The 25,346-nt window shown below is 60.6% G+C and carries 25 protein-coding genes; 6 read left to right on the forward strand and 19 right to left on the reverse strand.

The window, feature by feature from the left end; genetic code table 11:
• Nucleotides 1-119 precede the first annotated feature (119 nt).
• From AC3IT6_RS21685 to AC3IT6_RS21740, 12 genes are all read right to left on the reverse strand, one after another.
• The gene (locus AC3IT6_RS21685) at nucleotides 120-710 is read right to left on the reverse strand and encodes a nucleotidyltransferase family protein (RefSeq protein WP_489352672.1); all 591 of its coding nucleotides are present in this window, start codon (nucleotides 708-710) and stop codon (nucleotides 120-122) included.
• Nucleotides 707-1,690, reverse strand: coding sequence for an XdhC family protein (locus AC3IT6_RS21690; RefSeq protein ID WP_489352674.1), 984 nt, complete (start codon nucleotides 1,688-1,690; stop codon nucleotides 707-709). Before AC3IT6_RS21690 ends, AC3IT6_RS21685 begins: the two co-directional genes overlap by 4 nt.
• Nucleotides 1,690-4,011 carry a xanthine dehydrogenase family protein molybdopterin-binding subunit gene (locus AC3IT6_RS21695; protein ID WP_489352676.1) on the reverse strand — a complete coding sequence of 774 codons (2,322 nt, stop codon included), beginning with the start codon at nucleotides 4,009-4,011 and terminating at the stop codon, nucleotides 1,690-1,692. Before AC3IT6_RS21695 ends, AC3IT6_RS21690 begins: the two co-directional genes overlap by 1 nt.
• Nucleotides 4,008-4,478: a (2Fe-2S)-binding protein gene (locus AC3IT6_RS21700; protein WP_150753999.1), complete on the reverse strand. Its 471-nt coding sequence runs from the start codon at nucleotides 4,476-4,478 to the stop codon at nucleotides 4,008-4,010. The genes AC3IT6_RS21695 and AC3IT6_RS21700 overlap by 4 nt, the downstream gene beginning before the upstream one ends.
• A gap of 241 nt (nucleotides 4,479-4,719) precedes the next feature.
• Nucleotides 4,720-5,739: a UDP-N-acetylmuramate dehydrogenase gene (gene murB / locus AC3IT6_RS21705; protein ID WP_489352679.1), complete on the reverse strand. Its 1,020-nt coding sequence runs from the start codon at nucleotides 5,737-5,739 to the stop codon at nucleotides 4,720-4,722.
• Nucleotides 5,736-6,200, reverse strand: a complete 465-nt coding sequence (locus tag AC3IT6_RS21710) for a low molecular weight protein-tyrosine-phosphatase (RefSeq protein WP_458370232.1) — start codon at nucleotides 6,198-6,200, stop codon at nucleotides 5,736-5,738. The genes murB and AC3IT6_RS21710 overlap by 4 nt, the downstream gene beginning before the upstream one ends.
• Nucleotides 6,200-6,964: a 3-deoxy-manno-octulosonate cytidylyltransferase gene (gene kdsB / locus AC3IT6_RS21715; RefSeq protein WP_150754002.1), complete on the reverse strand. Its 765-nt coding sequence runs from the start codon at nucleotides 6,962-6,964 to the stop codon at nucleotides 6,200-6,202. Before kdsB ends, AC3IT6_RS21710 begins: the two co-directional genes overlap by 1 nt.
• Nucleotides 6,961-7,146 (reverse strand): Trm112 family protein, encoded by a 186-nt coding sequence (locus AC3IT6_RS21720; RefSeq protein ID WP_003174668.1) that lies wholly within the window; start codon nucleotides 7,144-7,146, stop codon nucleotides 6,961-6,963. Before AC3IT6_RS21720 ends, kdsB begins: the two co-directional genes overlap by 4 nt.
• Nucleotides 7,147-7,170: 24 nt before the next feature.
• A complete protein-coding gene (gene lpxK / locus AC3IT6_RS21725; RefSeq protein WP_489352682.1) occupies nucleotides 7,171-8,181 on the reverse strand; it encodes a tetraacyldisaccharide 4'-kinase in 1,011 nt (336 codons plus the stop codon).
• A complete protein-coding gene (locus AC3IT6_RS21730) occupies nucleotides 8,181-8,609 on the reverse strand; it encodes an ExbD/TolR family protein (RefSeq protein ID WP_489352684.1) in 429 nt (142 codons plus the stop codon). Before AC3IT6_RS21730 ends, lpxK begins: the two co-directional genes overlap by 1 nt.
• Nucleotides 8,606-9,241, reverse strand: coding sequence for a MotA/TolQ/ExbB proton channel family protein (locus tag AC3IT6_RS21735; RefSeq protein WP_150754005.1), 636 nt, complete (start codon nucleotides 9,239-9,241; stop codon nucleotides 8,606-8,608). The genes AC3IT6_RS21730 and AC3IT6_RS21735 overlap by 4 nt, the downstream gene beginning before the upstream one ends.
• A 98-nt stretch (nucleotides 9,242-9,339) precedes the next feature.
• Nucleotides 9,340-11,574: a DNA internalization-related competence protein ComEC/Rec2 gene (locus tag AC3IT6_RS21740; RefSeq protein WP_489352686.1), complete on the reverse strand. Its 2,235-nt coding sequence runs from the start codon at nucleotides 11,572-11,574 to the stop codon at nucleotides 9,340-9,342.
• Between the two features lie 135 nt (nucleotides 11,575-11,709).
• Between AC3IT6_RS21740 and AC3IT6_RS21745 the strand changes: the two genes are divergently transcribed.
• On the forward strand, nucleotides 11,710-12,225 hold the full coding sequence (locus AC3IT6_RS21745; RefSeq protein WP_489352688.1) for a DUF2062 domain-containing protein: 516 nt from the start codon (nucleotides 11,710-11,712) through the stop codon (nucleotides 12,223-12,225).
• A 169-nt stretch (nucleotides 12,226-12,394) separates the two neighbouring features.
• Here AC3IT6_RS21745 and AC3IT6_RS21750 read toward each other — a convergent pair whose 3' ends face one another.
• From AC3IT6_RS21750 to AC3IT6_RS21765, 4 genes are all read right to left on the reverse strand, one after another.
• Nucleotides 12,395-13,174: an ABC transporter permease gene (locus AC3IT6_RS21750; protein ID WP_458370238.1), complete on the reverse strand. Its 780-nt coding sequence runs from the start codon at nucleotides 13,172-13,174 to the stop codon at nucleotides 12,395-12,397.
• Complete coding sequence (locus tag AC3IT6_RS21755; protein WP_150754009.1) at nucleotides 13,171-14,103, reverse strand: ABC transporter ATP-binding protein; 933 nt, start codon at nucleotides 14,101-14,103, stop codon at nucleotides 13,171-13,173. The genes AC3IT6_RS21750 and AC3IT6_RS21755 overlap by 4 nt, the downstream gene beginning before the upstream one ends.
• 132 nt (nucleotides 14,104-14,235) lie before the next feature.
• Nucleotides 14,236-14,859: a glutathione S-transferase family protein gene (locus AC3IT6_RS21760; RefSeq protein WP_489352691.1), complete on the reverse strand. Its 624-nt coding sequence runs from the start codon at nucleotides 14,857-14,859 to the stop codon at nucleotides 14,236-14,238.
• A 43-nt stretch (nucleotides 14,860-14,902) separates the two neighbouring features.
• Nucleotides 14,903-15,562 carry a transglutaminase-like domain-containing protein gene (locus AC3IT6_RS21765; protein ID WP_489352693.1) on the reverse strand — a complete coding sequence of 220 codons (660 nt, stop codon included), beginning with the start codon at nucleotides 15,560-15,562 and terminating at the stop codon, nucleotides 14,903-14,905.
• A gap of 204 nt (nucleotides 15,563-15,766) precedes the next feature.
• Between AC3IT6_RS21765 and AC3IT6_RS21770 the strand changes: the two genes are divergently transcribed.
• The 5 genes from AC3IT6_RS21770 (at nucleotide 15,767) to AC3IT6_RS21790 (ending at nucleotide 21,629) form a co-directional block, all read left to right on the forward strand.
• On the forward strand, nucleotides 15,767-18,214 hold the full coding sequence (locus AC3IT6_RS21770) for an acyl-CoA dehydrogenase (RefSeq protein ID WP_489352695.1): 2,448 nt from the start codon (nucleotides 15,767-15,769) through the stop codon (nucleotides 18,212-18,214).
• Nucleotides 18,215-18,288: 74 nt separating this feature from the next.
• Complete coding sequence (locus AC3IT6_RS21775) at nucleotides 18,289-18,696, forward strand: PA2817 family protein (RefSeq protein WP_150754013.1); 408 nt, start codon at nucleotides 18,289-18,291, stop codon at nucleotides 18,694-18,696.
• A 588-nt stretch (nucleotides 18,697-19,284) separates the two neighbouring features.
• Nucleotides 19,285-20,508, forward strand: a complete 1,224-nt coding sequence (locus AC3IT6_RS21780; RefSeq protein WP_489352697.1) for a type II and III secretion system protein family protein — start codon at nucleotides 19,285-19,287, stop codon at nucleotides 20,506-20,508.
• A gap of 119 nt (nucleotides 20,509-20,627) precedes the next feature.
• A complete protein-coding gene (locus AC3IT6_RS21785; protein ID WP_489352699.1) occupies nucleotides 20,628-21,341 on the forward strand; it encodes a tetratricopeptide repeat protein in 714 nt (237 codons plus the stop codon).
• Nucleotides 21,342-21,359: 18 nt separating this feature from the next.
• Complete coding sequence (locus AC3IT6_RS21790; protein WP_489352701.1) at nucleotides 21,360-21,629, forward strand: DUF3613 domain-containing protein; 270 nt, start codon at nucleotides 21,360-21,362, stop codon at nucleotides 21,627-21,629.
• A 299-nt stretch (nucleotides 21,630-21,928) separates the two neighbouring features.
• Here the strand turns inward: AC3IT6_RS21790 and AC3IT6_RS21795 are convergent, their stop codons facing one another.
• Genes AC3IT6_RS21795 through AC3IT6_RS21805 form a run of 3 tightly spaced genes read right to left on the reverse strand, consistent with a single transcriptional unit; the run spans nucleotide 21,929 to nucleotide 25,346 of the window.
• Nucleotides 21,929-22,891: a type II secretion system F family protein gene (locus AC3IT6_RS21795; RefSeq protein WP_489352703.1), complete on the reverse strand. Its 963-nt coding sequence runs from the start codon at nucleotides 22,889-22,891 to the stop codon at nucleotides 21,929-21,931.
• A 29-nt stretch (nucleotides 22,892-22,920) separates the two neighbouring features.
• Complete coding sequence (locus AC3IT6_RS21800; RefSeq protein WP_489352705.1) at nucleotides 22,921-23,907, reverse strand: type II secretion system F family protein; 987 nt, start codon at nucleotides 23,905-23,907, stop codon at nucleotides 22,921-22,923.
• Nucleotides 23,904-25,346: a TadA family conjugal transfer-associated ATPase gene (locus AC3IT6_RS21805; protein ID WP_489352707.1), complete on the reverse strand. Its 1,443-nt coding sequence runs from the start codon at nucleotides 25,344-25,346 to the stop codon at nucleotides 23,904-23,906. Before AC3IT6_RS21805 ends, AC3IT6_RS21800 begins: the two co-directional genes overlap by 4 nt.

The raw sequence follows: 25,346 nt of genomic DNA on the forward strand, positions 1-25,346 counted from the left end.
TGGGAGCGGGCTTGCTCGCGAAGGCGGTGGATCATCCAACATCTCAGTTGACTGCCAGGCCGTCTTCGTCGGATCGCCGCCCGGAGCAAGCCCGCTCCCACAGGGGATCACCTCCGGAACTACTTGAAGACCAACGCCTCAGGTACATCCACATCCCACACCACACCAGGATCATTCACGGTCACTTCAACCACCCGCCCTTGGGCGAACAGCGGTTTGGCACCGCGATCCCCCGACAACGCCATCAACCCCGCAGCGAAGTCCCGCCCGAACCCGACCGGATGCCCGTACTCGCCGCCCTGCACGGGCACGCTGATACTGTCATCACCAATACCCGCCACCACTTGCTCGATACTGGATGGCAGGATGAACGGCATATCCCCCAGCACCATTAGCCAGCCATCGAGTTGCTTGCAGGCAACGACTCCCGCGGCAATGCTGTCGCCCATTCCCGTCGATTCGATCAGTACAATCTCGCAACCATAGGCCTGAGCCATGCGAACCACTTGCGGGCGGTCAGCAGTGGTTACCAATACACGTTTGTCCAGCGTCGCCGGCAGGTTGATCAACGTGTGCTCGATGACGGACCGCACCACGCCGTCACGCCCGGTGCAATCGGCCACCAATTTATCCTTTTCGGCACCCGCCACCTGACGAAACCGACTGCCCTGCCCCGCCGCCAGTACGACGACGCCAATGGTCTCGCTCATACGCTCTCCCGCACGGCTTTCTTCTGCTTCAGTTCGACGCCATTTTTGACCGCCACGATTTCCGCCATGAGCGACAAGGCAATTTCCGCAGGATTATGACTGCCAATGTGCAAACCGATCGGACCATGCAAGCGGTCAATCGCCGATTGCGACAAACCCAGTTGAGCCAGGTTTTCCCGGCGCTTCTGGCTGTTGACCCGCGATCCCAGCGCCCCGACGTAAAAAGCCCTGGAATCCAGGGCAGTGAGCAGCGCCATGTCGTCCAGACGCGGATCATGGGTCAAGGCCACGATGGCCGTGCGTTCATCGGTCTGGATGTTCAATACCGCCTCATCCGGCATGCCCGAAACAAATCGTCCGTGCTGTTCCTCCCAGCCGTAGACGAACTCGCTGCGCGGATCACAAATCAACACCTCGAAATCCAGCAGCCGGGCCATTTCCGCCACATAGCGCGACAGCTGCCCCGCGCCGATCAGCAGCAAGCGCCAGCGCGGGCCATAGATCGCCCGCAAGGTCTGTCCGTCGAGCGTCAACACGTCAGCTTTATTGGCCGGCTGCAAAAGCACTCTACCGGTGACCAGGTTCAGTTCGCGCGCAACGATTTCATGGGCCTCGCATCGGGCGAGCAATTGCTCGACCCAATCCCCATCGTCGATACGCTCCTCGGTCAAGCGCAAGGTGCCACCGCAGGGCAAGCCGAAACGTGCGGCTTCCTCACGGGTCACGCCGTAGGTGATCAATTGCACCGGCGGCCCGTCAAGCGCGAGGCGCCCGTCGTGCAGCCGGGCGATCAAGTCATCTTCGACACACCCGCCGGAAACCGAACCAATCACCATGCCGTCTTCACGCAAGGCCAGCATGGCGCCGGGTGCCCGGGGCGCAGTGCCCCAGGTTTCGACCACGCTGTACAACACCACCCGCTGACCGGCGCGATGCCATTGCAACACGCTGCGCAGGACGTTCAGATCGGCGCTGTCCATCAGGCGCCAGCCTTCTGCCAGTCCGACAGCTGATAACGAACCGGAAGATTGCGGATGCGTTTGCCGGTGGCAGCAAAGATTGCATTGCACAGTGCTGGAGCAATCGGTGGCACGCCCGGCTCACCCACACCGCCCAATGGGACGTTGCCCGGCGGCGTCACCAGATGCACGGCCACTTCTTTTGGCGCCAGGGACATGCGCGCTACCTCGTACATGTGAAAGTTATCCTGCTGGACCTTGCCGCCCTTGAAGCTGATTTCCCCCAGCACCGCATTACCCAGGCCCATGACGCAGGCACCTTCGAATTGTGCGCGAATCCGCTCGGGGTTGATCTGTGGTCCGCAATCGACGGCGATGTCGGCCTTGTGCACCACCAGTGTGCCATCGTCTTTGACCTCCACCTCGATCACCGCCGCCACATACGTCACGAAGCTGTAATGCACCGCCAGGCCCAGACCGCGCCCCTTGGGCAACTCACGCCCCCAACCGGCGGCTTTGGCGGCGGTCTCCAGTACCGTGCGCAGGCGCGCGGTGTCGATCGGATAACGCTCGGGTGATTCGCCGTAGTTCCACTCTTCACTCAAGGTGCGCGGATCGATCTGACGGTCCGGACCGAGCAATCTGATCTGGTACTTGAGTGGGTCCTGCCCGGCCTTGTGCGCCAGTTCGTCGATAAAACTCTGGATCGCGAAGCCATGGGGAATATTCGACACCGAGCGATACCAACCCACCCGGGTATGCACCGTGGCCTCGGGGTTCTCCAGGCGAATGTTGGGGATCGCATAGGCCATGTTGGTGAACCCCATGCCCAGTTCGAACGCCGCCTCATGGTTCATGCCCGGCGCAAACAACGCGGTGATGCTCGGCGCCACCGTACGGTGCAACCAGCCGGACGGCAGGCCATCCTTGTTCAGGCTGGCCTTGAGGTATTCGACCGACACGGTGTGGAAGTAGGAACAGTGGATGTCGTCTTCGCGGGTCCATTGCACCTGCACCGCTTTGCCGGGGAACTCCTTGGCGAGGATGGCGGCTTCGATGATGAAGTCAGGCTTGGACTTGCGCCCGAATCCGCCCCCCAGCAGGGTCACGTTAAAGGTGACTTTGTCGAACGGCAGGCCCAGGCGCTCACCGATCCGTTCCCGAGAGACCTGCGGCGCCTGGCTTGGCCCCCAGGCTTCACACGCACCGTCCTTGAACCGCGCAATGGCGACCATCGGCTCCATCGGCGACTGTGACAGATGCGGCAAGTAGTAGGAGGCTTCCAGGGTGCTATCGGCGCTGGCCATGGCCTGGTCGATGTTGCCGGCATTGCGCACCACCTTGCCGGGCTTGAGCGAGGCGGCTTCCAGTTCCTTGCGATAGGCAATCGAGTCGTAGCTGGCATTGGGGCCGTCGTCCCACTCGATTTTCAGTGCCTCGCGGCCCTTGATCGCCGCCCAGGTATTGCTCGCCACCACGGCGATGCCGCCCAGCGGCTGGAACTCCGAAGGCAAAGGCCGGCTTTCGATCTGCAGCACCTTGACCACGCCGGGGACTTTCATTGCTGCGCTGCCATCGAAGCTTTTGACCTTGCCGCCATACACCGCGGGCCGCGCAATGGTCGCGTACAGCATGCCGTCGAAATGCACGTCGGCGCCGTACACCGCACGGCCGTTGACGATGTCTTCACCGTCGATGGCCTTGGTGCCTTCCTTGCCGATGTAACGAAATTCCGTCGGTTGCTTGAGCTTCAGGCTGTCGCGGGCCGGTACCGGCAACTCGCTTGCGGCGAAGGCCAGGGCGCCATATCCGATTTCGCGGCCAGAAGGCTCATGGACAACCTTGTGCAATTGCGCATGGCATTCACCGACCGGCACTTTCCATTGCGCGGCGGCGGCCTGTTCGAGCATGGTCCGCGCGGCGGCACCGCAGCGACGCATCGGCTCGTACCAGTGACGCATGCTGCGCGAGCCGTCGGTGTCCTGGTTGCCGAAGCGCACTTCATCGCCGGGGGCCTGCTGCACTTTGACCATCGCCCAGTCGGCTTCCAATTCATCGGCCACCACCATGGTCAAGCTGGTGCGCACGCCCTGGCCCATCTCCGAGCGGTTGCAGATCACGGTCACCGTGCCATCGGCGGCGATGCTCACATAGACTTTCGGATCGTCGACCCAGCCGTGGGGCATACCGTCGGCGCCGAACTTCTTGTCTTTTTCTCCGGCAAAAGCGTCTTGCCAGCCCCAACTCGCGGCGACCACCAGCGCACCGGTCGCCCCCACGCCCTTGAGAAAACCACGGCGACTGAGATTGCTCAGGGCGAAATCATTCGGTAACTGGCTCATGCCTTGGCCTCCTTCAGGTGAGTGGAGGCCTGGCGGATCGCGGTCTTGATGCGGTTGTAGGTGCCGCAGCGGCAGATGTTGCCGACCATGGCTTCTTCGATCTGCTCGTCGCTCGGATTCGGATTGGTCTTGAGCAGCGCCGTCGCCGACATGATTTGCCCGCCCTGGCAGAAGCCGCATTGAGCCACTGCCGTGTCGAGCCAGGCTTGCTGCACGACCTTGCCGATCGGGTCGGCGTGCAGGTTGTCGATAGTGCTGACATTTTGCCCGGCGACGGAGCCGATGGGCGTGATGCAACTGCGTGCCGGAGCCCCTTCGATATGAATGGTGCAGGCCCCGCACAGGCCCATGCCGCAGCCGAATTTGGTGCCGTTGTAACCGGCCACGTCGCGGATCGCCCAGAGCAGCGGCATGTCCTCGGTGACGTCGAGTTGATGGTCTTGACCATTGAGTTTCAGGGTAATCATGGGCACGCCCGCATAGGTCTTGAGTTATGGGGTCGAGCAATCTGCCGCTGGATCTCGGTGGGTCGCACGCAGATCGACTCAGGCTAAAGGGCTCTCTTATGCGGACGCAATCGGTCTGCACCGGGCCTTTGGTGGAACAAGAGTGTGCATCGTTAGCTGACTAAGTTAACCGAGCATTAACAAAAAAGCCCTGCACAATAAACATCGTGCAGGGCTTTTTGATCCGCCTTGAAAGCTTAGCTCAATACCGGTTCGGCTCCATTTCCAGATCGACATGGAAACGCTCGAAAATGTCTTTCTGGATGCGCTGCGCCAGGTTCAGCAGTTGCAGGCCCGTCGCGCCGCCATAGTTGACCAGCACCAGCGCCTGCAATTTATGCACGCCAGCGTCAGCCTCACGGAAACCCTTCCACCCTGCCCGCTCGATCAACCAACCGGCGGCCAGCTTCATCTGCCCGTCGGGTTGCGCATAGGCCACCAGGTCCGGGTATTCGCCCTTGAGCCGTGCAGCCAGCGCCACCGACACCAAAGGGTTCTTGAAGAAGCTGCCGGCATTGCCGAGTACGGCCGGGTCCGGGAGTTTTTCATTGCGGATGCTGCAAATGGCCTGGCTGACATCGCTGGCGGTCGGATGCTCGATACCTTGTTCGGTCAGGCGCTGACGCACCGGGCCGTATTCCAGGTGCAGATGCGCGGCACGGTCGAGGGCGAAACGCACACGCAGGATCAACCAACGCCCTGGCTCTTGCTTGAACAGGCTGTCGCGGTAAGCGAAGTTGCACTCTTGCAGTGTGAAGTCACGCAGTTCGCCGGTCTGGCGATCGAGGGCGGTCAGGCCGGCGAACACGTCCTTGATCTCGACGCCATAAGCGCCGATGTTCTGCATTGGCGCTGCGCCGACGGTGCCGGGAATCAGGCTGAGGTTTTCCAGGCCGGACAGTCCCTGGGACAGTGTGTGTTGCACAAAGGGATGCCAGGGCTCACCGGCCTCGGCCTCGATCACCACTTTGCTGCCGTCATCGCTCAGCACGCGAGTCCCGCGGGTGGCCATGCGCAGCACCAGCGAATCGATATCCGCCGTCAGCAGCAGGTTGCTGCCGCCGCCGATCACCAGCACCGGCACCTCGTGTTCCAGCCCATAGGCCAGTGCTTCGCGCACATCGGCGTCGCTATGGGCCTCGGCAAACAACCGGGCCTGGACATCCACGCCAAAGCTGTTGAACGGCTTGAGCGAAACCTGCGACCGAACCTGCAAACTCATAACCGTCCCTTCAATTCGATCACCAGCAAATCACTGGCGCGCTCGATCAGGTCCAACACCTGTTCGAAGCCTTGGTCGCCGTCGTAATACGGGTCCGGGACCTCATCGACGTCCGACTGATAGCGACGCAGGAACAGATCCAACTCGGCCTTGCCCTTGGCCGGTTGCAAGGCCTTGAGGTTGCGCAGATTGCTGTTGTCCATCGCCAGGATCAGGTCGTAGGTGACGAAATCGGCACGGCTGACTTGCCGGGCGCGCTGGGCGGACAGGTCATAACCGCGCAGCTTCGCCGCGGCCTGACTGCGCTGGTCCGGCGCCTTGCCGACATGCCAGTCACCGGTGCCGGCGGAAGCGACTTCGACCTGGTCGGCCAGCCCCGCCTCACGCAACTTATGCCGCAGCACGCCTTCGGCCGTGGGAGAGCGGCAGATGTTGCCCAGGCAGACAAACAGAACCCGCATCACGCCTCCAGCAGGCGACGAACGCGCTCTAGGTCTTCAACGGTATCGACACCGGCTGGCGGCGCGATCAGTGCGTCGGCCACGTGGATCCGCACGCCATGCCACAGGGCACGCAGCTGTTCCAGGCACTCGGTGTTTTCCAGCCAGCATGGACCCCAGCTGACGAAATCCTGCAGGAAACCGGCGCGGTAGGCATAGATGCCGATATGGCGGCGGTACGGCACACCTTCCGGCAACTGCTCAGGGTTCACGGCGAATGCATCCCGCGCCCAGGGCAAGGTGGAACGGCTGAACGTCAGCGCCAGGCCATTGAGGTCGCTGACGACCTTGACCACGTTGGGATTGAACAGGGTTTCCGCGTCTTCGATCGGCTCGGCCAGGGTGGCCATGCGCGCTTCGGCGTGAGCGGCCAGGTTGGCGGCGACCTGATCGATCACGCTCGGCGGGATCAGCGGCTCGTCACCCTGGACGTTGACCACGATGGCGTCGGGCGCCAGGCCCAGTTTCATCGCGACTTCGGCCAGGCGATCGGTGCCGGAGTTGTGATCTTCACGGGTCAGCACCACTTCGGCACCAAAGCCTTTGCAGGCTTCGACGATGCGCGCGTCGTCGGTGGCCACCACCACCCGCTCGGCGCTGCTTTTGCTCGCCTGTTCCCAGACGTGCTGGATCATCGGCTTGCCGGCGATCAGCAGCATCGGCTTACCCGGCAGGCGGGTGGAGGCGTAACGCGATGGAATGACGACGGTAAAGGCTGTGGTCATTTATCCAGGCGCTCGTCGGTGGTCAGGGTGCGTGCTTCGGATTCGAGCATCACCGGGATGCCGTCGCGAATCGGGTAGGCCAGGCCTGCGCCCTTGCTGATCAGCTCGGTCTTGTCGGCGCTGAGCTTGAGCGGGCCTTTGCAGATCGGGCAAGCGAGGATATCGAGCAATTTGGTGTCCATGAGCATTCCCTGGAAAAAACGGAGTTAAGGCAACAAACGAGCCGGCAGCAGGCGCATCAGCTGTGTGTCGAACCAGGCCACGAAGGCCGGCGACGGCACGGCATCGACCGCCAGGTACCACCAGTCGGCGGCGGCAAAGGCACGGCATTTCACCGCGTCCTTTTCCGTCATCACCAACGGCAATGACGGCGTGAAATTCAACGCCTCCACGCTGTATTCGGCGTGGTCGGCAAACGCATGTGGAACCGGCTGCCAGTGTAGCGTTTCGAGGGTCTTGAAGAAACGTTGCGGATTGCCGATGCCAGCCACCGCGTGCAGGGCCTGGCCGCTGGGGAAGTGGTCGAGGGGACGCCGTTCGCCGCTGTGCAGGTTGACCAGCGCGGTGGGTTGCAATTGAAAGGCAAATCCATCATCGCGGTCAGCCACGGCACCGTTGTAGAGCACCGCGTCGACGCTTTGCAGGCGCTCGACCGGTTCACGCAATGGCCCGGCAGGCAGGCAACGGCGGTTGCCCAGGCCGCGGGTGGCGTCGATCAGCACCAGTTCCAGGTCACGGGCCAGGCGGTAGTGCTGCATGCCGTCGTCGGACAGGATCAGGTCCAGCGGTTCACTGGCCAGCAAGGCTTTTACAGCGTTGCTGCGATTGGGGTCGATCATCAGCGGCACGCCGGTGCGCTGGACGATCAGCAACGGCTCGTCACCGGCGACGTCGGCGCTGTGCTCGGCCTCGACCCGCCACGGCAATTGCGGCGGTTTGGCGCCGTAGCCGCGGCTGACCACGCCAACCCGCAGGCCGCTGCGCTGGCAGTGCTCGATCATCCATAGAATCAGTGGCGTCTTGCCGGTACCACCCACGGTGATATTACCAACCACGATCAGCGGCACCGGCGGCTGATAGATCTCGCCCTCACCCGCCAGAAAGCGCTTGCGCTTGTTCATGACCACGCGCCGGTAAAGCCATTCCAATGGCTGCAACAGCTTCAGGGCCGGATGACCTGCGTACCACGCGGCGAGCAATCGATCGGACATGGCCATCAGGGCGCCGGGGGCGCCGCCTCGATGGTGGTCATGCGCAAATGACTGAAGCCGAGTTTGCCGGCCGCATCCATGGCAGTCACCACGGACTGATGCTGAGACTTGCCGTCTGCGCTGATAGACAGCAGTCGGTTGGTGTCGCCGTTGGCTGCTTTTTGCAGCGCGTCCATCAGCGAAGCCAGGTCGCTTTTCGGCAAAATCTGGTTGTTCACCGAGAACACACCGTCGGCGCTGATGGCGATGTCCAAAGGTTTGCTCTGATCTTCGGCTGGCGTGCCACTGACCGCTTCCGGCAGATCGACGCGTAACTGGGTTTCACGGGTGAAAGTGGTGGTCACGACAAAAAACAGCAACAAGATGAACACCACGTCGATCAGCGACGCGAGGTTGATGTCCACCGTTTCCCGTGCTTTGCGGCGGAATTTCACGCTTTGCTCCCGGTCAGGTCCACATCGCGATCGCCCTGCACCACTTCGACCAGCTTGATCGCTTCCTGCTCCATGCCCACCACCAGTTCATCGATCCGGCGTTGCAGGAAACGATGGAAGAATACCGCCGGGATACCGACCATCAAACCGGCTGCCGTGGTGATCAGGGCCTTGGAAATACCACCGGCCAGTACCGAGGCGTTGGTGGTCATGCCATTGCCTGTGAACGCACTGAAAATATCGATCATGCCCAGTACCGTACCCAGCAAACCCAGCAACGGCGCCATGGCGGCGATGGTGCCGAGGGCGGCGACGTAGCGTTCGAGCTCATGGATGACCCGTTGTGCGGCCTCTTCGATGCACTCCTTCATGATCTCGCGACCATGCCTGGAGTTGGCCAGGCCGGCCGCCAGGATCTCGCCCAACGGGGAGTTGGCGCGCAGTTCCTTGAGTTTTTCCTTATTGAGCTGTTTGTCCTTGATCCAGACCCAGACCTGCCCGAGCAAGTGCTCAGGGGTCACGCGGCTGGCTCGCAGGGTCCAGAGGCGTTCGGCGACGATCGCCATGGCCGCGATGGAACTCAGAATGATCGGCAACATCATCCAGCCGCCGGATTTGACCAATTCCCACACAGTGACAGTCCCCTCGAAAAAGTGCGCCACTCTAACATAGGGGGTGCAAGCACCGAAGACCGTGATGTCGCATCCGGTCGGGCTTTGATAACGCTCGGTTATGGGTTCAAGGGTGGCGGATCGCGCCAGAAACGCCGTTCCTGGCGCATTGACCATGGCGGCTCGAAGCGTCCCAGTTGCAGACGAATGGCACCCTGTTCGACGCTGTCGTAGATCGCCGTTCCACGTTTTTGATACCGCGCGATGACCGTCGCATGCGGATGGCCAAACGAATTGCCCTGCCCGCGGGAGATCAGCGCCCCTTTGGGTTGCAGGACATCCAGCAGGGCCATGGACGATGAGCTGCGACTGCCGTGGTGTGGCGCCTGCAGCCAATCGGTGGGCAGGGCCAACGGACTGTCCAGCAGGGCTCTCTCGGCGGCGGCATCGATGTCGCCACTCAACAGCAACCGTTCGCCATTGGCCTCGATCAGCAAGACACAGGAGTTCTGGTTGCTATCGCCGGCCAATGGCCAGTGCCAGAGCTGGAAATCAACTTCATCCCAGGTCCATTGCCGGCCGCTCTCACAGCTCTCGGCCTGCAATTGCGCAGGCAAGTCTGACGGTTCACCACTGACCACCTGTTTCACCGGCAAGCCCCTGGCGATCGCCGGGGCACCGCCGGCATGATCGGCATGGGCGTGGCTGATCAGCATCAGGTCGAGCCCCTTCACCCCCAGTTTGCGCAATGCCGGCAGCACCACCCGTTCCCCTAGGTCGAGTTCACCGAAACGCGGTCCGGCGTCATACAGCAACGTGTGATGCCGAGTGCGCACCAGGATCGCCAGGCCCTGCCCCACATCCAGTTGCCAGACTTCGGCCATGCCCTCCTGCAACATCGGCCTGGGCGAAAAAACCAGCATCAACAACATGGGCCACCCTAACGGGCGCATCGGTACGCCTCGCGGCAGCAATAGCAAAAAGGCGCCAATGGCACCGATTACCCAGGCCCATAGCGGGACTGCCGCGGGCAACCACGCGGGAACCTGACCGGAGACGAGCCTCAATCCCCTGAACCACCCGTCGATCAGGCCGCCCGCCAGCCACAGCAATTTCTCACCCACGTAAGGCACCGACAGCAACAGCGTCCCGAGCAACGCCGGTGGCAGTACCACCAGACTGATCCAGGGCACCGCGAACAAATTGGCCAGCGGCCCGCTGAGACTGATTGGCAACCCCAAAGCCAGTAACAACGGACTAAGGCCGATTGCAATCAGCCACTGGGCACGGGACCAGGTCTGCCACCAACGCCACGGCCCCAAACGTCCGCCGAAGGTCAATATCAAGACTGCCACGGCCGCGAAAGACAGCCAGAAACCAGGCTGGAGACTCGCCAGCGGCTCCAGCAGCAATATGCCGTCGAGTGCCAACAACAGTGGCCACCATGCACCGAGATGACGGAACCGTAGACGCCACAACAACACCATGGCAATCATCAGGCAGGCCCGTCGCACCGGCACCTCGAAACCGGCCAGCATCGCGTAACCGAGCGCAGCGGCGAATGCCAGGCCACATGCCCAGGGCAACCATGGCAGACGGCTCGGCCATAGCCCCAAGCGGGCCAGGCCAGCGATCAGCAGATACACGACTCCCGCCAGCAATCCGATGTGCTGCCCGGAAATCACCAACAGATGCACCGTGCCAGTGTCCTGCAATACCTGCCAGTCTTCGCGACTCAGCCCGGCGCCATCCCCGAGCACCAACGCCGTCAACGCGCCGCTTCGCCCTTGGGCATCCACCGCTTGCAAACGCTGACGGATGGCATCGCGCCAGGCCCATTGGGCTGGTGCAAGGCGTTCGCCCTGCTTGACCGTCCCGGTCGCGCCGATGCGTTGTGCCAGCAACCAGGCCTGGTAATCGAAGGCCTGCGGATTGAGGAGCCCGACCGGGCGCTTCAACTTGACTGCCAGGCGCCAGCGTTCGCCACTGTTCACCGGCGGCCCGCCATACCAGGCCAGACGCATTTGCCGCGGCAGCCGGGTACGTCGGGACTGGATGTCGGTCAATTCGAAACGCACGACACCGTCGTCATGCCGGGGCAAGCCTGTGACCCGCCCTTCGACCCAGCGGGTTTCTCCGTCCAGCGTCGGCGGCAACCGGTCATCCAGCGCCCACTGCGCATTCGCGCAGGCCCAACTCAAACCGAACAGGTAAAACGCCACCGGATAGGTCCTGAACGGCAGCAACATCAAACCCGCCACCGGCATCGCCAGCCACAACCAGACCGGCGGTAATGCCGGTAAAAAACGCAAGGTCAACAGACCCAACGCCAGCGCCATCATCCCAGTGCGCATAAGCCCGTCCTTGAGAGTACCCTTCAAGGCTTAGCCCGCCCGTCACATGGGCGTCGTCAATAATTGTCACAAAGTCTGAATGGGCAGCTCATAGAATCCAGACATACTTGCCGCCCTGACCGACCGAGAAACCTTATGCCCCGGCGCTTATTCAAACGTTACATGCCAGACCCGATGAGCATCAGGGAACACAAGTCCTTACGCTTTCTCGGCACGCTGTTGCATGACCCGAACCTGTGGCACCTCAACCGCCACTCCGTTGCCCGCGCCATGGCGGTGGGGCTGTTCGCCGCGTTCCTGCCGATCCCGCTGCAGATGCTGCTGGCGGCAATCCTCGCCATTATCGTGCGCGGCAACATGCCGATTGCCGTGAGCCTGGTCTGGCTGACCAACCCGATCACCATGCCTGCGGTGTTTTTCTGCACCTACCAGACTGGCGCCTGGCTGATGGACGTTCCCACCCGGCAGTTGCCGGACTCACTGACCTGGGAATGGATCAGGGGCGAAATCTCGACCTTGTGGCAACCGTTTCTGTTGGGCTCGGTAGTGACGGGACTGGCCCTTGGTGCACTGGCCTACTGCCTGGTGATGATGTATTGGCGCTGGTGGGTGGCGCGGCAATGGAAGCGGCGCAAGCAAAGTCGAATGTGAGAATGCAAAACGGCCTCCACTTGGGAGGCCGTTTTTTTTATGCGGTGTCTGGGCTGACGCCATCGTCGGAACGCCGCCCGGAGCAAGCTCGCTCCCACAGGGATCTTCAGTGCTACATAGATCCAGTGTGGGAGCGGGCTTGCTCGCGAAACAGACGACTCGGTATTTCTCAGGTACGCATCCCGCGCCCACTGACCAGCAACCTTGCACTACCGAGATACAGCACCACGGTCGCGACCAGCATGAAGGCGATGGCCACGCTGATGCGGATATCCGATACGCCGAGGATGCCGTAACGGAACGCGTTGACCATGTGCAGCACCGGGTTGGCCAGGGACACGGTCTGCCAGAACGGCGGCAGCAAGGTGATCGAGTAGAAGACCCCACCCAGGTAGGTCAGTGGCGTCAGCACGAAAGTCGGAATGATCGAAATGTCATCGAAGTTGCGCGCAAACACGGCGTTGATGAAGCCCAGCAGCGAGAAGATCGTCGCGGTCAACACCACCACCAGAATGGTCACGCCCAGGTGATGCACCTGCAAATCGGTGAAGAACAGCGACAGCAGGGTCACGATGATCCCCACCATCAACCCGCGCAGCACACCGCCCAGGGTGTAGCCGATCAGAATGGTGTGCGGCGACAGCGGCGAGACCATCAATTCTTCAATGGAACGCTGGAACTTGCTGCCGAAGAAACTCGACACCACGTTGCCGTAGGAGTTGGTGATCACCGACATCATGATCAGCCCCGGCACGATGTACTCCATGTAAGTGAAGCCACCCATGTCGCCGATCTGCCGACCGATCAGATTACCGAAGATCACGAAGTACAAAACCATGGTGATCGCGGGTGGCAGCAGGGTCTGCGGCCAGATCCGGGTGAAACGCCGGACTTCACGGTAAACGATGGTGTTGAGGGCAACGAGGTTGGGGCGCAACTCGGAACTCATACCGCCACCTTCGACAGATTTTTCTCCACCAGGGACACGAACAACTCCTCAAGCCGATTGGTTTTGTTGCGCAGGCTCAGTACTTCGATGTTCTGCTGCGCCAACTGGGTGAACAGCGCGGTGATGCCCATGGATTTGTCCACCTGGACTTCCAGGGTGTGACTATCGACCAGCCGGGACGGGTAGCCGAGCAACTGCGGCGCCACTTGCAACGTGTTCTTCATATCCAGCAGGAACGTTTCCACATGCAATTGGCTGAGCAACTGCTTCATGCTGGTGTTCTCGACGATGGTGCCGTGGTCGATGATGCCGATGTTGCGGCACAACTGCTCAGCCTCTTCCAGGTAGTGGGTGGTGAGGATGATGGTGATGCCTTTCTGGTTCAGCTCGGTGAGGAAGCTCCACATCGAGCGACGCAGTTCGATGTCCACTCCGGCAGTCGGTTCGTCGAGAATCAGCAGGCGCGGTTCATGCACCAGCGCGCGGGCGATCATCAGGCGCCGCTTCATGCCGCCGGACAGTGAACGCGACGGCACGTCCTTCTTGTCCCACAGGCCGAGCTGGGTCAGGTACTGTTCAGCGCGTTCCTTGGCGATTTTCGCCGGGATGCCGTAGTAGCCGGCCTGGGTCACGACAATGTCGAAGGTCTTTTCGAACTGGTTGAAGTTGAATTCCTGAGGCACCACGCCGATGGAGCGCTTGAGCTGCGCAGGATTCCTGTCCAGGTCGTGACCGAAGATATTCACCGTGCCGCTGGTCTTGTTCACCAGGGTCGAGAGAATGCCGATGGTCGTGGATTTGCCAGCGCCGTTCGGGCCGAGCAAGGCGAAAAAGTCACCTTCGGCGACATCCAGATCGATACCACTCAGGGCCTGGAAACCGTTGCCGTAGGTTTTGGTTAGCTGCCGGATGGACAGAGCGGAACTCATATCTGATTTACGCACCAAGAAGGGAAGAAAGGGATAAGTATGGGCGGCGGCGAACAATACAACCGCAGCGAACTGGCACAATGGTGCTTGTCGCCGCCACACAAGTACAGTCAAGCGTGTCGATAGTGAGTATTAAGTCAACGCGGTCATGACCGCCTTTTGATACGCCGGACGCTGTTTCAACCGGGCATACCAGGCCTGCAGATGGGGTTGCGGCGCACGCTCGATTGGCATCTCGAACCAGGCATAAATGAAACTGCCCAAGGGAATATCGCCCATGCCGATCTCGTCTCCGGACAGGTAGGGCTTGTTCGCCAACGCCTGATCGGCCATCGCCAGCAACGTCTCGCATTCCTTGATCGCCGCCTTGATGGCGGGCCAGTCCTGCTGGTCTGCCGGGGTACGCAGCACGCCCCAGAACACGGTGCGGAACGGGCTGGCAAAGCTTGAGGTGGTCCAGTCCATCCACTTGTCGGCAGTGGCGCGGTCCTTAAGATTGTTCGGGTACCAGGCCGTGCCGTCAGCATGCAAGGCCATCAGGTAACGCACGATGGCGTTGGATTCCCACAACACAAAACCGTCGTCTTCAATGACAGGCACGCGACCATTGGGATTCATGGCGCGGTATTCGGGCGTATCGACGACACCAAAGGCGCCACCGGCATCGATCGCCTCGTAGGCCAGCCCCAGTTCTTCGGCGGCCCACAATGGTTTTCTGACATTCGACGAGTTTTTCCGACCCAAAATCTTCAGCATGACCGCCTCTTTTTCGATAAGTGGGCAGGCAGCATACGCCGGATCAGGCGCGACTCAAATCGCTCTGCATGTCGCCCAACAGCGCTTGCTGTTGCTCGCCGAACAGGTGCGGATAGCATTTTTCCAGGTGTTCGAAAAAGAACGTTTCAGGTACGTCGGCGAACTGGCCGTGATCGACGAGGTACTCCATCAGCTTCGCGCCATCGCGGTTGAAGGGATGAAAAACGCTGTCGTTGATCCCGTCGAATTCCAGCGGCGCCACATTGAACAGGTCACAGAGTTTGCGGTTGAACGCAGGTGTCGCCTTGACCCAGCGCTCCTGCAAATAGAACTCGGTGTAGCCGTGCATGGCGAACATGTCGCTCTTGAGCAACTCAAGCAGCCGTGGCGTCGACAAATGATTGCGCACATCCGCCAGGCCGATCCGCGCGGGAATCCCGCAATGCCGCGCTGCACCTGCGAGCAGCGTGGCCTTGGGCACGCAGTAACTCTCCCCGGTCGCCAGCGCATAACTGCCGCGCAGGGTCTGCGGATCGCGACTGAATGTGTACGGGTTGTAGCGCACCGCTTCGCGCACGGCGTAATAGAGACTGATCGCCTGCTCCAGCGGATCGCGACTGGCACCACGATGTTGTTCGGCGAACTCCACGACGGACGGATGGTCACTATCGATGAAGCGGCCGGGGCTCAGATACTCGTGCATGAGATTAATCTCCTGGGGAAGCCCCGAGTCTAACGAGAGCTTCAGCACAGAGATAACGACATTTCGGCCAAACATGGGCGCTTTGCCGCTTGCTCGATGAACGCTTTTCCCACGATTCCAAACACATCGCTCGAACCAGCCTGTTTCGCGGATGCCGTCTAAGCTCTGTGGGCTGGTTCGCCCTGGTTTCACGGAGGAATGAATATGCTGCTGTTGTGGATACTGGTTCTGCTGGTCGGGATTGCTTATTTGGCCCACCGCCGCATCGCCCCACTGCCCGCCCTGAGCATCGTGGCCGTCTATGTCGTGGCCATGGGCGCTTTCAGCCGCGCGCCGGGCTGGTTATTGCTGGTTTACTGGGTATTGATCGCCGCCGTCGCCGTACCCTTGCTGCTGCCCGACCTGCGCCGCAAATTGTTCAGCGCGCCGATGTTCAAATGGTTCCAGAAAACCCTGCCGCCGATGTCGCAAACCGAACGCGATGCCATTGACGCCGGCACGGTCTGGTGGGACGGCGAACTGTTCAGTGGCCGTCCGGACTGGAACAAACTGCTGTCCTATCCCAAAGCACAATTGAATGAAGAGGAACAGGCTTTCATCGATGGGCCGACCGAAACACTCTGCGCCATGGTCAGTGAATGGCAGCTCAGTCAAACCATGGACCTGTCGCCCGACGTCTGGACCTTCATCAAGGACAACGGCTTTTTCGCCCTGATCATCCCCAAGGAGTTTGGCGGCAAGGGCTTCTCCGCTTATGCCCACTCGCAAGTGGCGATGAAACTGGCGAGCCACAGTGGCGACCTCGTAACCACCGTAATGGTCCCCAACTCCCTCGGCCCGGCCGAACTGTTGCTGCATTACGGCACCGACGAACAACGCAATCATTACCTGCCACGCCTAGCACGCGGCGACGACATCCCGTGTTTTGCCCTGACCGGTCCCTTGGCCGGCTCCGACGCCGGCGGCATGCCGGACTCCGGGGTGATCTGCAAAGGTGAATGGGAGGGCCAGGAAGTCCTCGGCCTGCGCCTGAACTGGGAAAAGCGCTACATCACCCTCGGCCCGGTGGCCACCCTCCTCGGCCTGGCCTTCAAGGCCTACGACCCGGATCACCTGCTGGGCGACAACGAAGACCTGGGCATCAGCCTGGCGCTGATTCCAACCGACATCGCCGGTGTCGAAATCGGGCGCAGGCACCTGCCCTTGGGCGCCGCGTTCATGAATGGCCCGAACTCAGGCAAGGACGTGTTCGTCCCGCTGGAGTTCCTCATCGGCGGCCAGGAGATGCTCGGCAAAGGCTGGATGATGCTGATGAATTGCCTGTCGGTCGGGCGTTCGATTTCCCTGCCGGCGGTGGGCACCGGCATGGCCAAGTTCACCAGCCTGGTGACGGGCCAATACGCTCAGGTTCGCGAGCAGTTCAACGTGCCGATTGCCGCTTTCGAAGGCATTCAGGAAGCCATGGCGCGCATTGGCGGCAACACCTGGATGATGGACGCCGCCCGCATGCTGACCGCCAACGCGGTCGATCTGGGCGAGAAACCGTCAGTGCTGTCGGCGATTCTCAAGTACCACCTCACCGAGCGCGGCCGCGACTGCATCAGCGATGCCATGGATGTGCACGGCGGCAAGGCGATCATCATGGGGCCGAACAATTACCTCGGCCGCAAATGGAACTGCGCGCCGATTTTCATCACCGTCGAAGGCGCGAACATTCTCTCGCGCAACCTGATGATCTTCGGCCAGGGTGCGATTCGCTGCCATCCCTTCGTGCTCAAGGAGATGGCCCTCGCCGACCGTGAAGACAAGGATCAGGTGCTCAGAGAATTCGATGGCCTGCTGCTCAAGCACATCGGTTTTGCCGTGGGCAACGCCGCCAGCACGCTGGTGCTGAATCTCGGTTTCGGACACCTCGAACACACCCCGGGCGACAAGCTCAGCCAGGGTTATTTCCGCGCCCTCAATCGTCAGGCCGCTGCATTCGCCCTGCTCGCCGACCTCAGCATGATGCTGTTGGGCGGCGCACTGAAACGCCGCGAGCGTCTGTCTGCACGGCTGGGTGACGTGCTGAGCAACCTTTACCTGGCCTCGGCCGCACTCAAGCGCTACAACGATCTCGACTCACCGCAGTACATGACACCGCTGCTGGCCTGGGCCATGGAAGAAAGCCTGGGCCAGGCGGAACGGGCCATGGATGAGCTGTTGAACAACTTCCCGAACAAAGTCGTCGGCTGCCTGTTGCGGGTGATCGTGTTCCCGTTCGGTCGCCGGCACAAAGGGCCATCGGACAAACTCGGAGCCGAAGTCGCTGGGTTGATTGGCCGCGCCAAGGACGACCCTGCCCTGGAGGAATTGCTGCTGGGTTGCTATCGCCCACAAGCGAGCGACGATCCGGTCGGTGCATTGCAACACGCCTGCAATCTGTTGAGCGCCGCACAGCCGTTGCACAAGAAGCTGCACGTGGCACTCAAGAGTGGCCAGGTCAATCCCGTGGCCGGCGAGTCGGTGATCGATGCCGCGCTCGAGGCTGGCGTGTTGCAGCCGGTGGAAGCCCAAACCCTGCGTGAAGCCGAAGCAGCCCGGCGCAAGGTGATCGATGTCGATGACTTTGACCAAAAGGCTTTGGCACTGGCCAAGGGAAAAGTCCGCTGATCCCCTCAAACATGTAAAAACGGGCGCAGGCGCTTTATACTCCCGCGCCCGTTTTGCTCTTGAGGACTTATCTCGTGTCCAACATCGTTGCCGATCATCTCGTTTTACTCGACCACCTGCGCAGCATCCTGGTCGCCGTAGGTGAGGCCGAGCAGGTTCCCGACGAAAGTCATGCCTTGTTCCTTGAGCGCTTCGACGAACTGCTTGCATCGCTGCCGATCGACCCGATCGAAAGCCAGTACCTGGGCCAGGACATCCTGTGCCAGGTCATCACGCGCTATCCGCAAATCGCTCACCTGGTCCCGCGCGACCTGCTGTGGTATTTCGCCGGTGACTGCCTGCATTACATGCCCGATGATGAAATCGACCTGTATCAGGCACTGGAAGAGCGCCGTTTCGAAGCCGAACAGAACGACGAGCCTTTCGACTGGAACCAGGAAAAGCAGCTGCTGGCGCTATCGAACCAGGACAGCAAGCACTGATCTTCAATCAGTGATGCCAAAAGGCCCGCATGCTTGAGCATGCGGGCCTTTTTTATTGCCTTCAGCGCAACCCGTCAATTTCGGCAACCGCACTGTGCTGCGACCTTGCCCACCCGCCTATCTCCAGCCTTTGCACCAATGGTTTTCCTTAAATTCATGGCACTTTGGTTTGATTGAACTACCTTCAAACAATAAGAAGTCATGACGGCTCGATTTTTCACGTCAGCTTCAGTGATCAGACAGCGGATTGGCAAAAGGAGTTACCTCACCATGATCCTGGCAGGCGCTTTTCGGCTCTGTACCTTCATTGCCGATGACTTTCCGGGGGAACCAGGTCGACCCATAGGCGCGAGTATCGCTCAGACGGGCAGTCCAGGTAACCGGATCACTAAAAACCGATTCAGCAAAGGTCGCTCGCTGTCCCGCCAGATCAGCGAATTGCGCCCGCTCGTGTGTAGCACGCAAGGAATAACGCCAAGGCCATGGACGAGTGGTCGGGCGCATTGGGGGGGATAGCCCGATCCCCGTGAAGTGATCCGAGACAACTCAGTCCGCCTAAAGACGGTCTATCCAGTGAGGATGTACTTAATGAGCCTTCGTACCGTGCCCGCTTTCAAGCGAATTTTCCATGGCCTGTTCTGGATGGGCCTCAGCGTGGATGCGGCTCAGGCCGCGCCGGCCAATTGCCAGCAACTGGACAGTTGGCCGACAACGTACGAGGTCGGTCAGGGGCTGCAGAATGAACTGCGCAGCCCCGTTCCGGTAACGCAACTGGCGGTGGGCGACCCGAAAATTGCCGACGTGCAACCCAGCGGCAGCAACGCCTTCATACTTACGGGCATTGCGCCGGGGACCACCAGCCTGATGGTCTGGACCGCCTGTTCGAAAACGCCGCGCCAAAGCATGGTATTCGTCAAGGGCAAGGCCACGTCGGCGCTGACCAGCGTGCCGTCGGTGCCTTCCGACGACCCGCTGCTGCCGAGCCAGGTGCAGACCGATATCCGCTTCGTTGAAGTTAGCCGGACTAAGCTCAAGGAAGCCTCCGCCTCGATTTTCGGCGTCCGCGGCAACTGGCTGTTCGGCTCGCCGAGAACCTTGCCCACCATTGGCGGCATTGTCACGCCGTCGATACCGGTGAGAAACGACCAGTTCAACCTCACGTTTGCTACCGGCAGTACCCTGGTGGCGCTCAATGCGCTGGAAGGCAGTGGTTTCGCCTACACCCTGGCACGGCCAAGCCTGGTAGCGCTCAGCGGGCAGAGTGCGAGCTTCCTGGCCGGCGGTGAAATACCGATTCCGGTGCCCAGTTCAGGCAGCGATAACATATTCATCGAATACAAGGAGTTCGGTATCCGCCTGACCCTGACGCCGACCATCGTCGGGAAAAACCGTATCGCGCTGAAGGTCGCGCCGGAAGTGAGTGAACTGGACTTCACCAACGCCGTGAGCATCGCCGGCACGATAGTCCCGGCCCTGACCGTGCGCCGTACCGATACCAGCATCTCCCTGGCCGACGGCGAAAGCTTCGTCATCAGCGGCTTGATCAGCTCCCACAACGATTCCCAGGTGAACAAGTTTCCGGGGCTGGGCGATATCCCGGTTCTGGGCGCGTTTTTCCGCGACAACACCATCAACCGTGAAGAGCGCGAACTGCTGATGATCGTCACCCCGCATCTGGTCCAGCCACTGGCGGCCAATGCACAACTACCGTCATTGCCTGGCGAGCAGTTGCGCAATTACGACCCGAACTTCTACCGCATGTTTTTCCTGGAAAATGGCGACTTCGACAGTCGCATGGGGCTCTCGCAATGAACCGGAGCCTGAACCAGACGGGCCTCGTCCTCACGCCTGACGGTGACTTTGCACGCTTGCCGGGCCAGCCTTATTGCCATTGGCCAGGCGTTCAACCTGTTGTAGCCAGGGGACCTTCGATGAAAGCAGTCATTGCAATAGCGGCGACATTAATGCTCGCTGGTTGTGCCAGCAATGGCCTGTCTTCGCGACCGGCCAGCTGTGCCAAGCCCGATTCGGAGCAAGAACTGGCCCTGAACCTGGCCGACAGCATGGCCGAAGAAGGCCGTTTGTATGCCAGCCTGGCGAATCTGGAAGGTTTGCCCGATAACCTGGTCCAGGTTCGCCTGCGCAAGGCTCGGGTGCTGCGCTTGATGGGACGTAGCGGCGACGCGCAGCCGTTGTACGAAAGCCTGCTCGGCACCTGTCTGGCGGCTGAAGGGGAACATGGCTTGGGCCAGCTGGCCGCCGCCAAAAATGATAACGCCAGCGCTGCCACTCACCTTGAGCGTGCGGTGCAGATGGCCCCCACCGACGACAGGATGCGCAATGACCTGGGGGTCGTCTACCTCAATCAGCGACGGATCCCTGAAGCACGCTTTGAGTTCATGACCGCCATGGAGCTCAAGCAGGCAAACACACTGGCGGCACTCAATATGGTGACGTTGCTGATCTATCAGGATAACTGGAAGGCGGCAGCCGAACTCGTGACCCGCGCCGACTTGAGCCCCAAGCAAGTCGTAGAGGCTCAAACCCGCGCGGAAAAACTCAAGGCCTCTGCCAAAAAAGTGGTGGCTACCGATGGCAATCGCAAGGCTGAGGTAGCCGATGCCTCTACCAGTGCGAACAAGTAGAACGTACGAGGAGTCGAGATGAATACCAAACGGCTGTTGATCGTGTGCACGGCTTGCCTGTCCACCACTGCCTGGGCCATTGAGCCGGGGCCCTCCTCGCCGTATCAACAAGGCACCGAGCAGTGGTTGCAGCTGCAGATTCGCGGTGTGGTTGCCTCCCCTCACCTGCAAACCGCTTCGGCCACCGAACGTGACTTGGCCATGCAGCGCTGGCTCAATAGCTTCAACTACCCGATTCCGGAATTTTTTGACCAGGATGCAGCGGGAGAAATGACCATCGGCAACTGAGGCATATCGATGGGTGATCAGCCTCTGGTGTCGTCCAGAGTAGCCTGGCTGCAAAGCCGGGCTTGATGTCGTGCGCAGGAAAGCAGTGGTATCTACACATTATTCAATCCTTACCGAATTACCCCCGAAGCTGCCGCAGGCTGCGATCTTTTGAATTAAAGGCCTAGGTAACGCATCGCCTGCCAGAAAAATCAAAAGATCGCAGCCTGCGGCAGCTCCTACGGGAGATGTGTAGATCAAGTGCAGATCAGGCTCGGGTGGCGAGGCCATCGCGCTCGACAGCCTCCGGCCGTTTTACCTCACCCGAATGCTTTGAGTACCCCGATCATGGCGGGGCCGATAGCGACCAGAAAGAAGCTCGGCCATAAACAGAGAATCAGTGGAAATATCAGCTTGGTACCGATTTTCGCCCCCATCTCTTCGGCGGCCTGCGTACGCCGGTCACGGAACTCTTCGGCATAGATGCGCAAGGTGTCGGCCACGCTGGTACCAAAACGGATACTCTGCGCCAACAGGTTGACCAGACCTTGTACGTCATCCAGGCCAGTGCGCACAGCCAGTTGCTTGAGCGCCGCGGTACTCGAAATGCCCGCGCGGATTTGTGCATTGACCAGGGCCAGTTCTTCAGCCAGTTCGACCTGACTGACCGACATCTCCTCAGCCACCCGTTCGATGGTCGTGGGCAAGGCCAGGCCCGACTCCACGCACACCACCATCAGATCCAGCGCATCCGGAAACGCAGCACGCAGTCGGCCTTGTCGCTTCTGTTTGCGTTTGGCGACATACAGCGCTGGCACCAACCATCCGATACCGGCCACCAAGGCCACCAACAGCAGCCCCATGATCAGGGAAACCTTGGGAATCATCGGCAACAGCAGCAACGTAATACCGATCAATAACAGCGGTAACATCAAGCGCACGGCCCAGTACATCTGCACCGCCGACGAGGAGCGGTACCCCGCATGCATTAACAGGGTCTGGGTGGCGGATGTTTGAGCCGACTCGGCCGAGGCAAAGCGCTGGCCGATCCGCTCCAGCAACAGTTGCAGGTTACCCGGAGCTTCCTGCCCGGTCGCGTTGCCTAAATGACCACGCTTGATCAGCGCCAGACGACGCTGCACCGGATCCTGAAGCCCCATCACCAGCAGGATCACGGCACCCACCGCAAGTACCGTACTCAAACCGATCGCGCCAAGGAACAACAGGCGCGCCATATCCTCGTTCCCCGTGACCCGACTGAATAACCCGAGTAAAAAATCCATGGCCTGTACCTCCCGGTAGCGAATACCGCTTAAACCTGAATCCGGATAATTTTGCGAATCCAGAAAATCCCGACCAACATGGCACCAAAAGCCCCAAGTATCAGCTTATGGCCCACCGGATCATTGAGCAGCAACGGCATGTATTTAGGGGTAGTGAACAAAATCACAGCCGCCAGTACGAAGGGAATGGCCACCAGTATCCAGGCCGACATCCGCCCTTCGGCCGACAGGGTTTTGACCTTGCGCTGAAAGCGGAAGCGCCCGCGGATCAGCTGACTCAGACGCTCCAGCACCTCGGTCAGATTACCGCCGGTCTCGCGATGGATAAGGAGCGAGGTCACCAGCATCATCACCGTCATGCTTGGCATCCTCTCCAGCAGACCGAGCATGGCCCGGCGCACATCGTTGCCATAGTTGATATCGGAGAAAGTCAGGCCGAACTCATGAGCGACCGGCCCCTTGTGTTCCTCGGCCACCAGGCGCAGGGTTTCGTTGAAGGGGTGTCCGGCGCGCAAAGCGCGGCACATCGCGTCCAGCGCATCCGGCAGGCCTTCCTCGAACGCAGCGAACCGCTTGCCACGGTCGCGAGAGATTTTCAGTATGGGTAACCAGAAGACCGCGAAACCCGCCAGCAGCGCCATCCACCAGACTGACCAAACCATCCAGATCAAGATACCCGCCCAGACACCCAGCACCAGCCCGAGCAGCAATACCCGATACGCCCGGTATTCGTGCCCGGACTGCTCAATCATTTGCGTCAATGCCTCCATAAAAGGCAGCTGCTCAAGCCTGGCCTCCAATGGCGACAAACGCGTCAGGTATTTCTGTCGCAACACGGTCTGCATGCTGGACTGATTGTTGGCTTTCTCCAGTACATGCAAGCGGCCACGAATACGCTTGCGCATCTTGCCGGCCTCGCCGAATACCGGCACCGCCACGCCCTGGGACAAGAGGAAGACGGCAATAAACACCATGCCGAGGAACATCAGAATGAATTCACCAGGAACCTGGTTCATGATTGCCGTGCCTCCATCCACTCAGGCCTGAACATCGCAAGCGGCAACTCGATACCGCGCTTGGCCAGCACATCGCGGAAGGCGGGGATCATGCCGCTGGGCCGAAACTCACCGAGTACTTCGCCGTTTTCGCCCACGCCGTGGCGTATGAAAGAGAAGATTTCGGTCATGGTGATGATCTCGCCCTCCATGCCGTTGATCTCCTGCACGCTGACCAGGCGGCGCTTGCCGTCCTCCTGGCGTTCCAGCTGGATGACCACTCCGATGGCCGAAGCGATCTGTTGGCGCATGGCCTTGATCGGGAAGGTCGCCCCGGTCATCGACACCATGTTCTCGATCCGCCCCAACGCATCGCGTGCGGTGTTGGCGTGGATCGTGGTCAGCGAACCGTCGTGACCGGTGTTCATCGCCGTCAGCATGTCCAGCGCCTCGGCGCCGCGCACTTCGCCGATCACAATGCGGTCCGGACGCATCCGCAAGCTGTTGCGCACCAACTCCCGCTGGCTCACCTCGCCACGCCCCTCGATATTCGAAGGCCGGGTTTCCAGGCGTACCACATGGGGCTGTTGCAACTGCAGTTCGGCTGAGTCTTCGATGGTAACGATCCGTTCGTTGTGCGGGATGAAACTGGACAGCACATTGAGCATGGTGGTCTTGCCGCTACCGGTACCGCCGGAAATCAGCACGTTCAAGCGACCACGGACAATCGCCTTGAGCAGCAGGGCAATGGCCGGGGTCAACGCCCCCACCTGGATCAGGCTGTCGGTATTGAGCAGGTCCACCGCAAAGCGCCGGATCGACATGCTAGGGCCGTCGATGGCCAGCGGCGGAATAATCGCGTTGACCCGCGAACCGTCCTTGAGCCGCGCATCCACCAACGGCGAAGACTCGTCGATACGCCGACCCAGGTTGGAGACGATGCGGTCAATGATGTTCAGCAAATGCTGATCATTGCGAAAACGCACATCGGTGCGTTGCAGCTTGCCGAAGCGCTCGACATACACTGAGTCATGCCGGTTGACCAAAATGTCGGAAACCGTGTGATCGGCCAGCAGCGGTTCCAGAGGACCCAGACCGAGCACCTCGTCGGTGATCTGCTTGATGATCAACTGGCGGCTGGAGGTACTCACCGGTGCCGAGTGTTCATCGAGCAGACGCTGGCAAATATCGCGAATCTGCCGCGCGGCCTCTGCCTGTTCAAGGGAGTCCAGCAAGGACAGGTCCATGACCTTGAGCAACTGCTGGTAGATCTTTTCTCGCCACTCGGCCTCCACCGGGGTGACCTGACTTTTGGTTTCGTAAAGTACATCCGGCGTTGCACGTTCCCACGCCATTATTTCCTCGGCCGGATCCGGCTGGTCGTCACCCGGCTGGTTAGCCGACGATGAGGCGGGTTTACCGGACTGTTTGCGCAAGCGGTTACGAAAGTCGCTGATCAT

It is taken from the genome of Pseudomonas sp. KH_017, from assembly GCF_057840285.1.

Bases quoted from the DNA above. Each gene is read 5' to 3' on its own strand.
- AC3IT6_RS21710 (WP_458370232.1), bottom strand. From the start codon at position 6,200: ATGCGGGTTCTGTTTGTCTGCCTGGGCAACATCTGCCGCTCTCCCACG.
- AC3IT6_RS21770 (WP_489352695.1), top strand. From the start codon at position 15,767: ATGCTGCTGTTGTGGATACTGGTTCTGCTGGTCGGGATTGCTTATTTG.
- AC3IT6_RS21695 (WP_489352676.1), bottom strand. From the start codon at position 4,011: ATGAGCCAGTTACCGAATGATTTCGCCCTGAGCAATCTCAGTCGCCGT.
- AC3IT6_RS21790 (WP_489352701.1), top strand. From the start codon at position 21,360: ATGAATACCAAACGGCTGTTGATCGTGTGCACGGCTTGCCTGTCCACC.
- AC3IT6_RS21765 (WP_489352693.1), bottom strand. From the start codon at position 15,562: ATGCACGAGTATCTGAGCCCCGGCCGCTTCATCGATAGTGACCATCCG.
- lpxK (WP_489352682.1), bottom strand. From the start codon at position 8,181: ATGGCCATGTCCGATCGATTGCTCGCCGCGTGGTACGCAGGTCATCCG.
- kdsB (WP_150754002.1), bottom strand. From the start codon at position 6,964: ATGACCACAGCCTTTACCGTCGTCATTCCATCGCGTTACGCCTCCACC.
- AC3IT6_RS21750 (WP_458370238.1), bottom strand. From the start codon at position 13,174: ATGAGTTCCGAGTTGCGCCCCAACCTCGTTGCCCTCAACACCATCGTT.
- AC3IT6_RS21805 (WP_489352707.1), bottom strand. From the start codon at position 25,346: ATGATCAGCGACTTTCGTAACCGCTTGCGCAAACAGTCCGGTAAACCC.
- AC3IT6_RS21785 (WP_489352699.1), top strand. From the start codon at position 20,628: ATGAAAGCAGTCATTGCAATAGCGGCGACATTAATGCTCGCTGGTTGT.
- AC3IT6_RS21780 (WP_489352697.1), top strand. From the start codon at position 19,285: ATGAGCCTTCGTACCGTGCCCGCTTTCAAGCGAATTTTCCATGGCCTG.
- AC3IT6_RS21745 (WP_489352688.1), top strand. From the start codon at position 11,710: ATGCCCCGGCGCTTATTCAAACGTTACATGCCAGACCCGATGAGCATC.
- AC3IT6_RS21700 (WP_150753999.1), bottom strand. From the start codon at position 4,478: ATGATTACCCTGAAACTCAATGGTCAAGACCATCAACTCGACGTCACC.
- AC3IT6_RS21795 (WP_489352703.1), bottom strand. From the start codon at position 22,891: ATGGATTTTTTACTCGGGTTATTCAGTCGGGTCACGGGGAACGAGGAT.
- AC3IT6_RS21800 (WP_489352705.1), bottom strand. From the start codon at position 23,907: ATGAACCAGGTTCCTGGTGAATTCATTCTGATGTTCCTCGGCATGGTG.
- murB (WP_489352679.1), bottom strand. From the start codon at position 5,739: ATGAGTTTGCAGGTTCGGTCGCAGGTTTCGCTCAAGCCGTTCAACAGC.
- AC3IT6_RS21740 (WP_489352686.1), bottom strand. From the start codon at position 11,574: ATGCGCACTGGGATGATGGCGCTGGCGTTGGGTCTGTTGACCTTGCGT.
- AC3IT6_RS21685 (WP_489352672.1), bottom strand. From the start codon at position 710: ATGAGCGAGACCATTGGCGTCGTCGTACTGGCGGCGGGGCAGGGCAGT.
- AC3IT6_RS21760 (WP_489352691.1), bottom strand. From the start codon at position 14,859: ATGCTGAAGATTTTGGGTCGGAAAAACTCGTCGAATGTCAGAAAACCA.
- AC3IT6_RS21690 (WP_489352674.1), bottom strand. From the start codon at position 1,690: ATGGACAGCGCCGATCTGAACGTCCTGCGCAGCGTGTTGCAATGGCAT.
- AC3IT6_RS21720 (WP_003174668.1), bottom strand. From the start codon at position 7,146: ATGGACACCAAATTGCTCGATATCCTCGCTTGCCCGATCTGCAAAGGC.
- AC3IT6_RS21755 (WP_150754009.1), bottom strand. From the start codon at position 14,103: ATGAGTTCCGCTCTGTCCATCCGGCAGCTAACCAAAACCTACGGCAAC.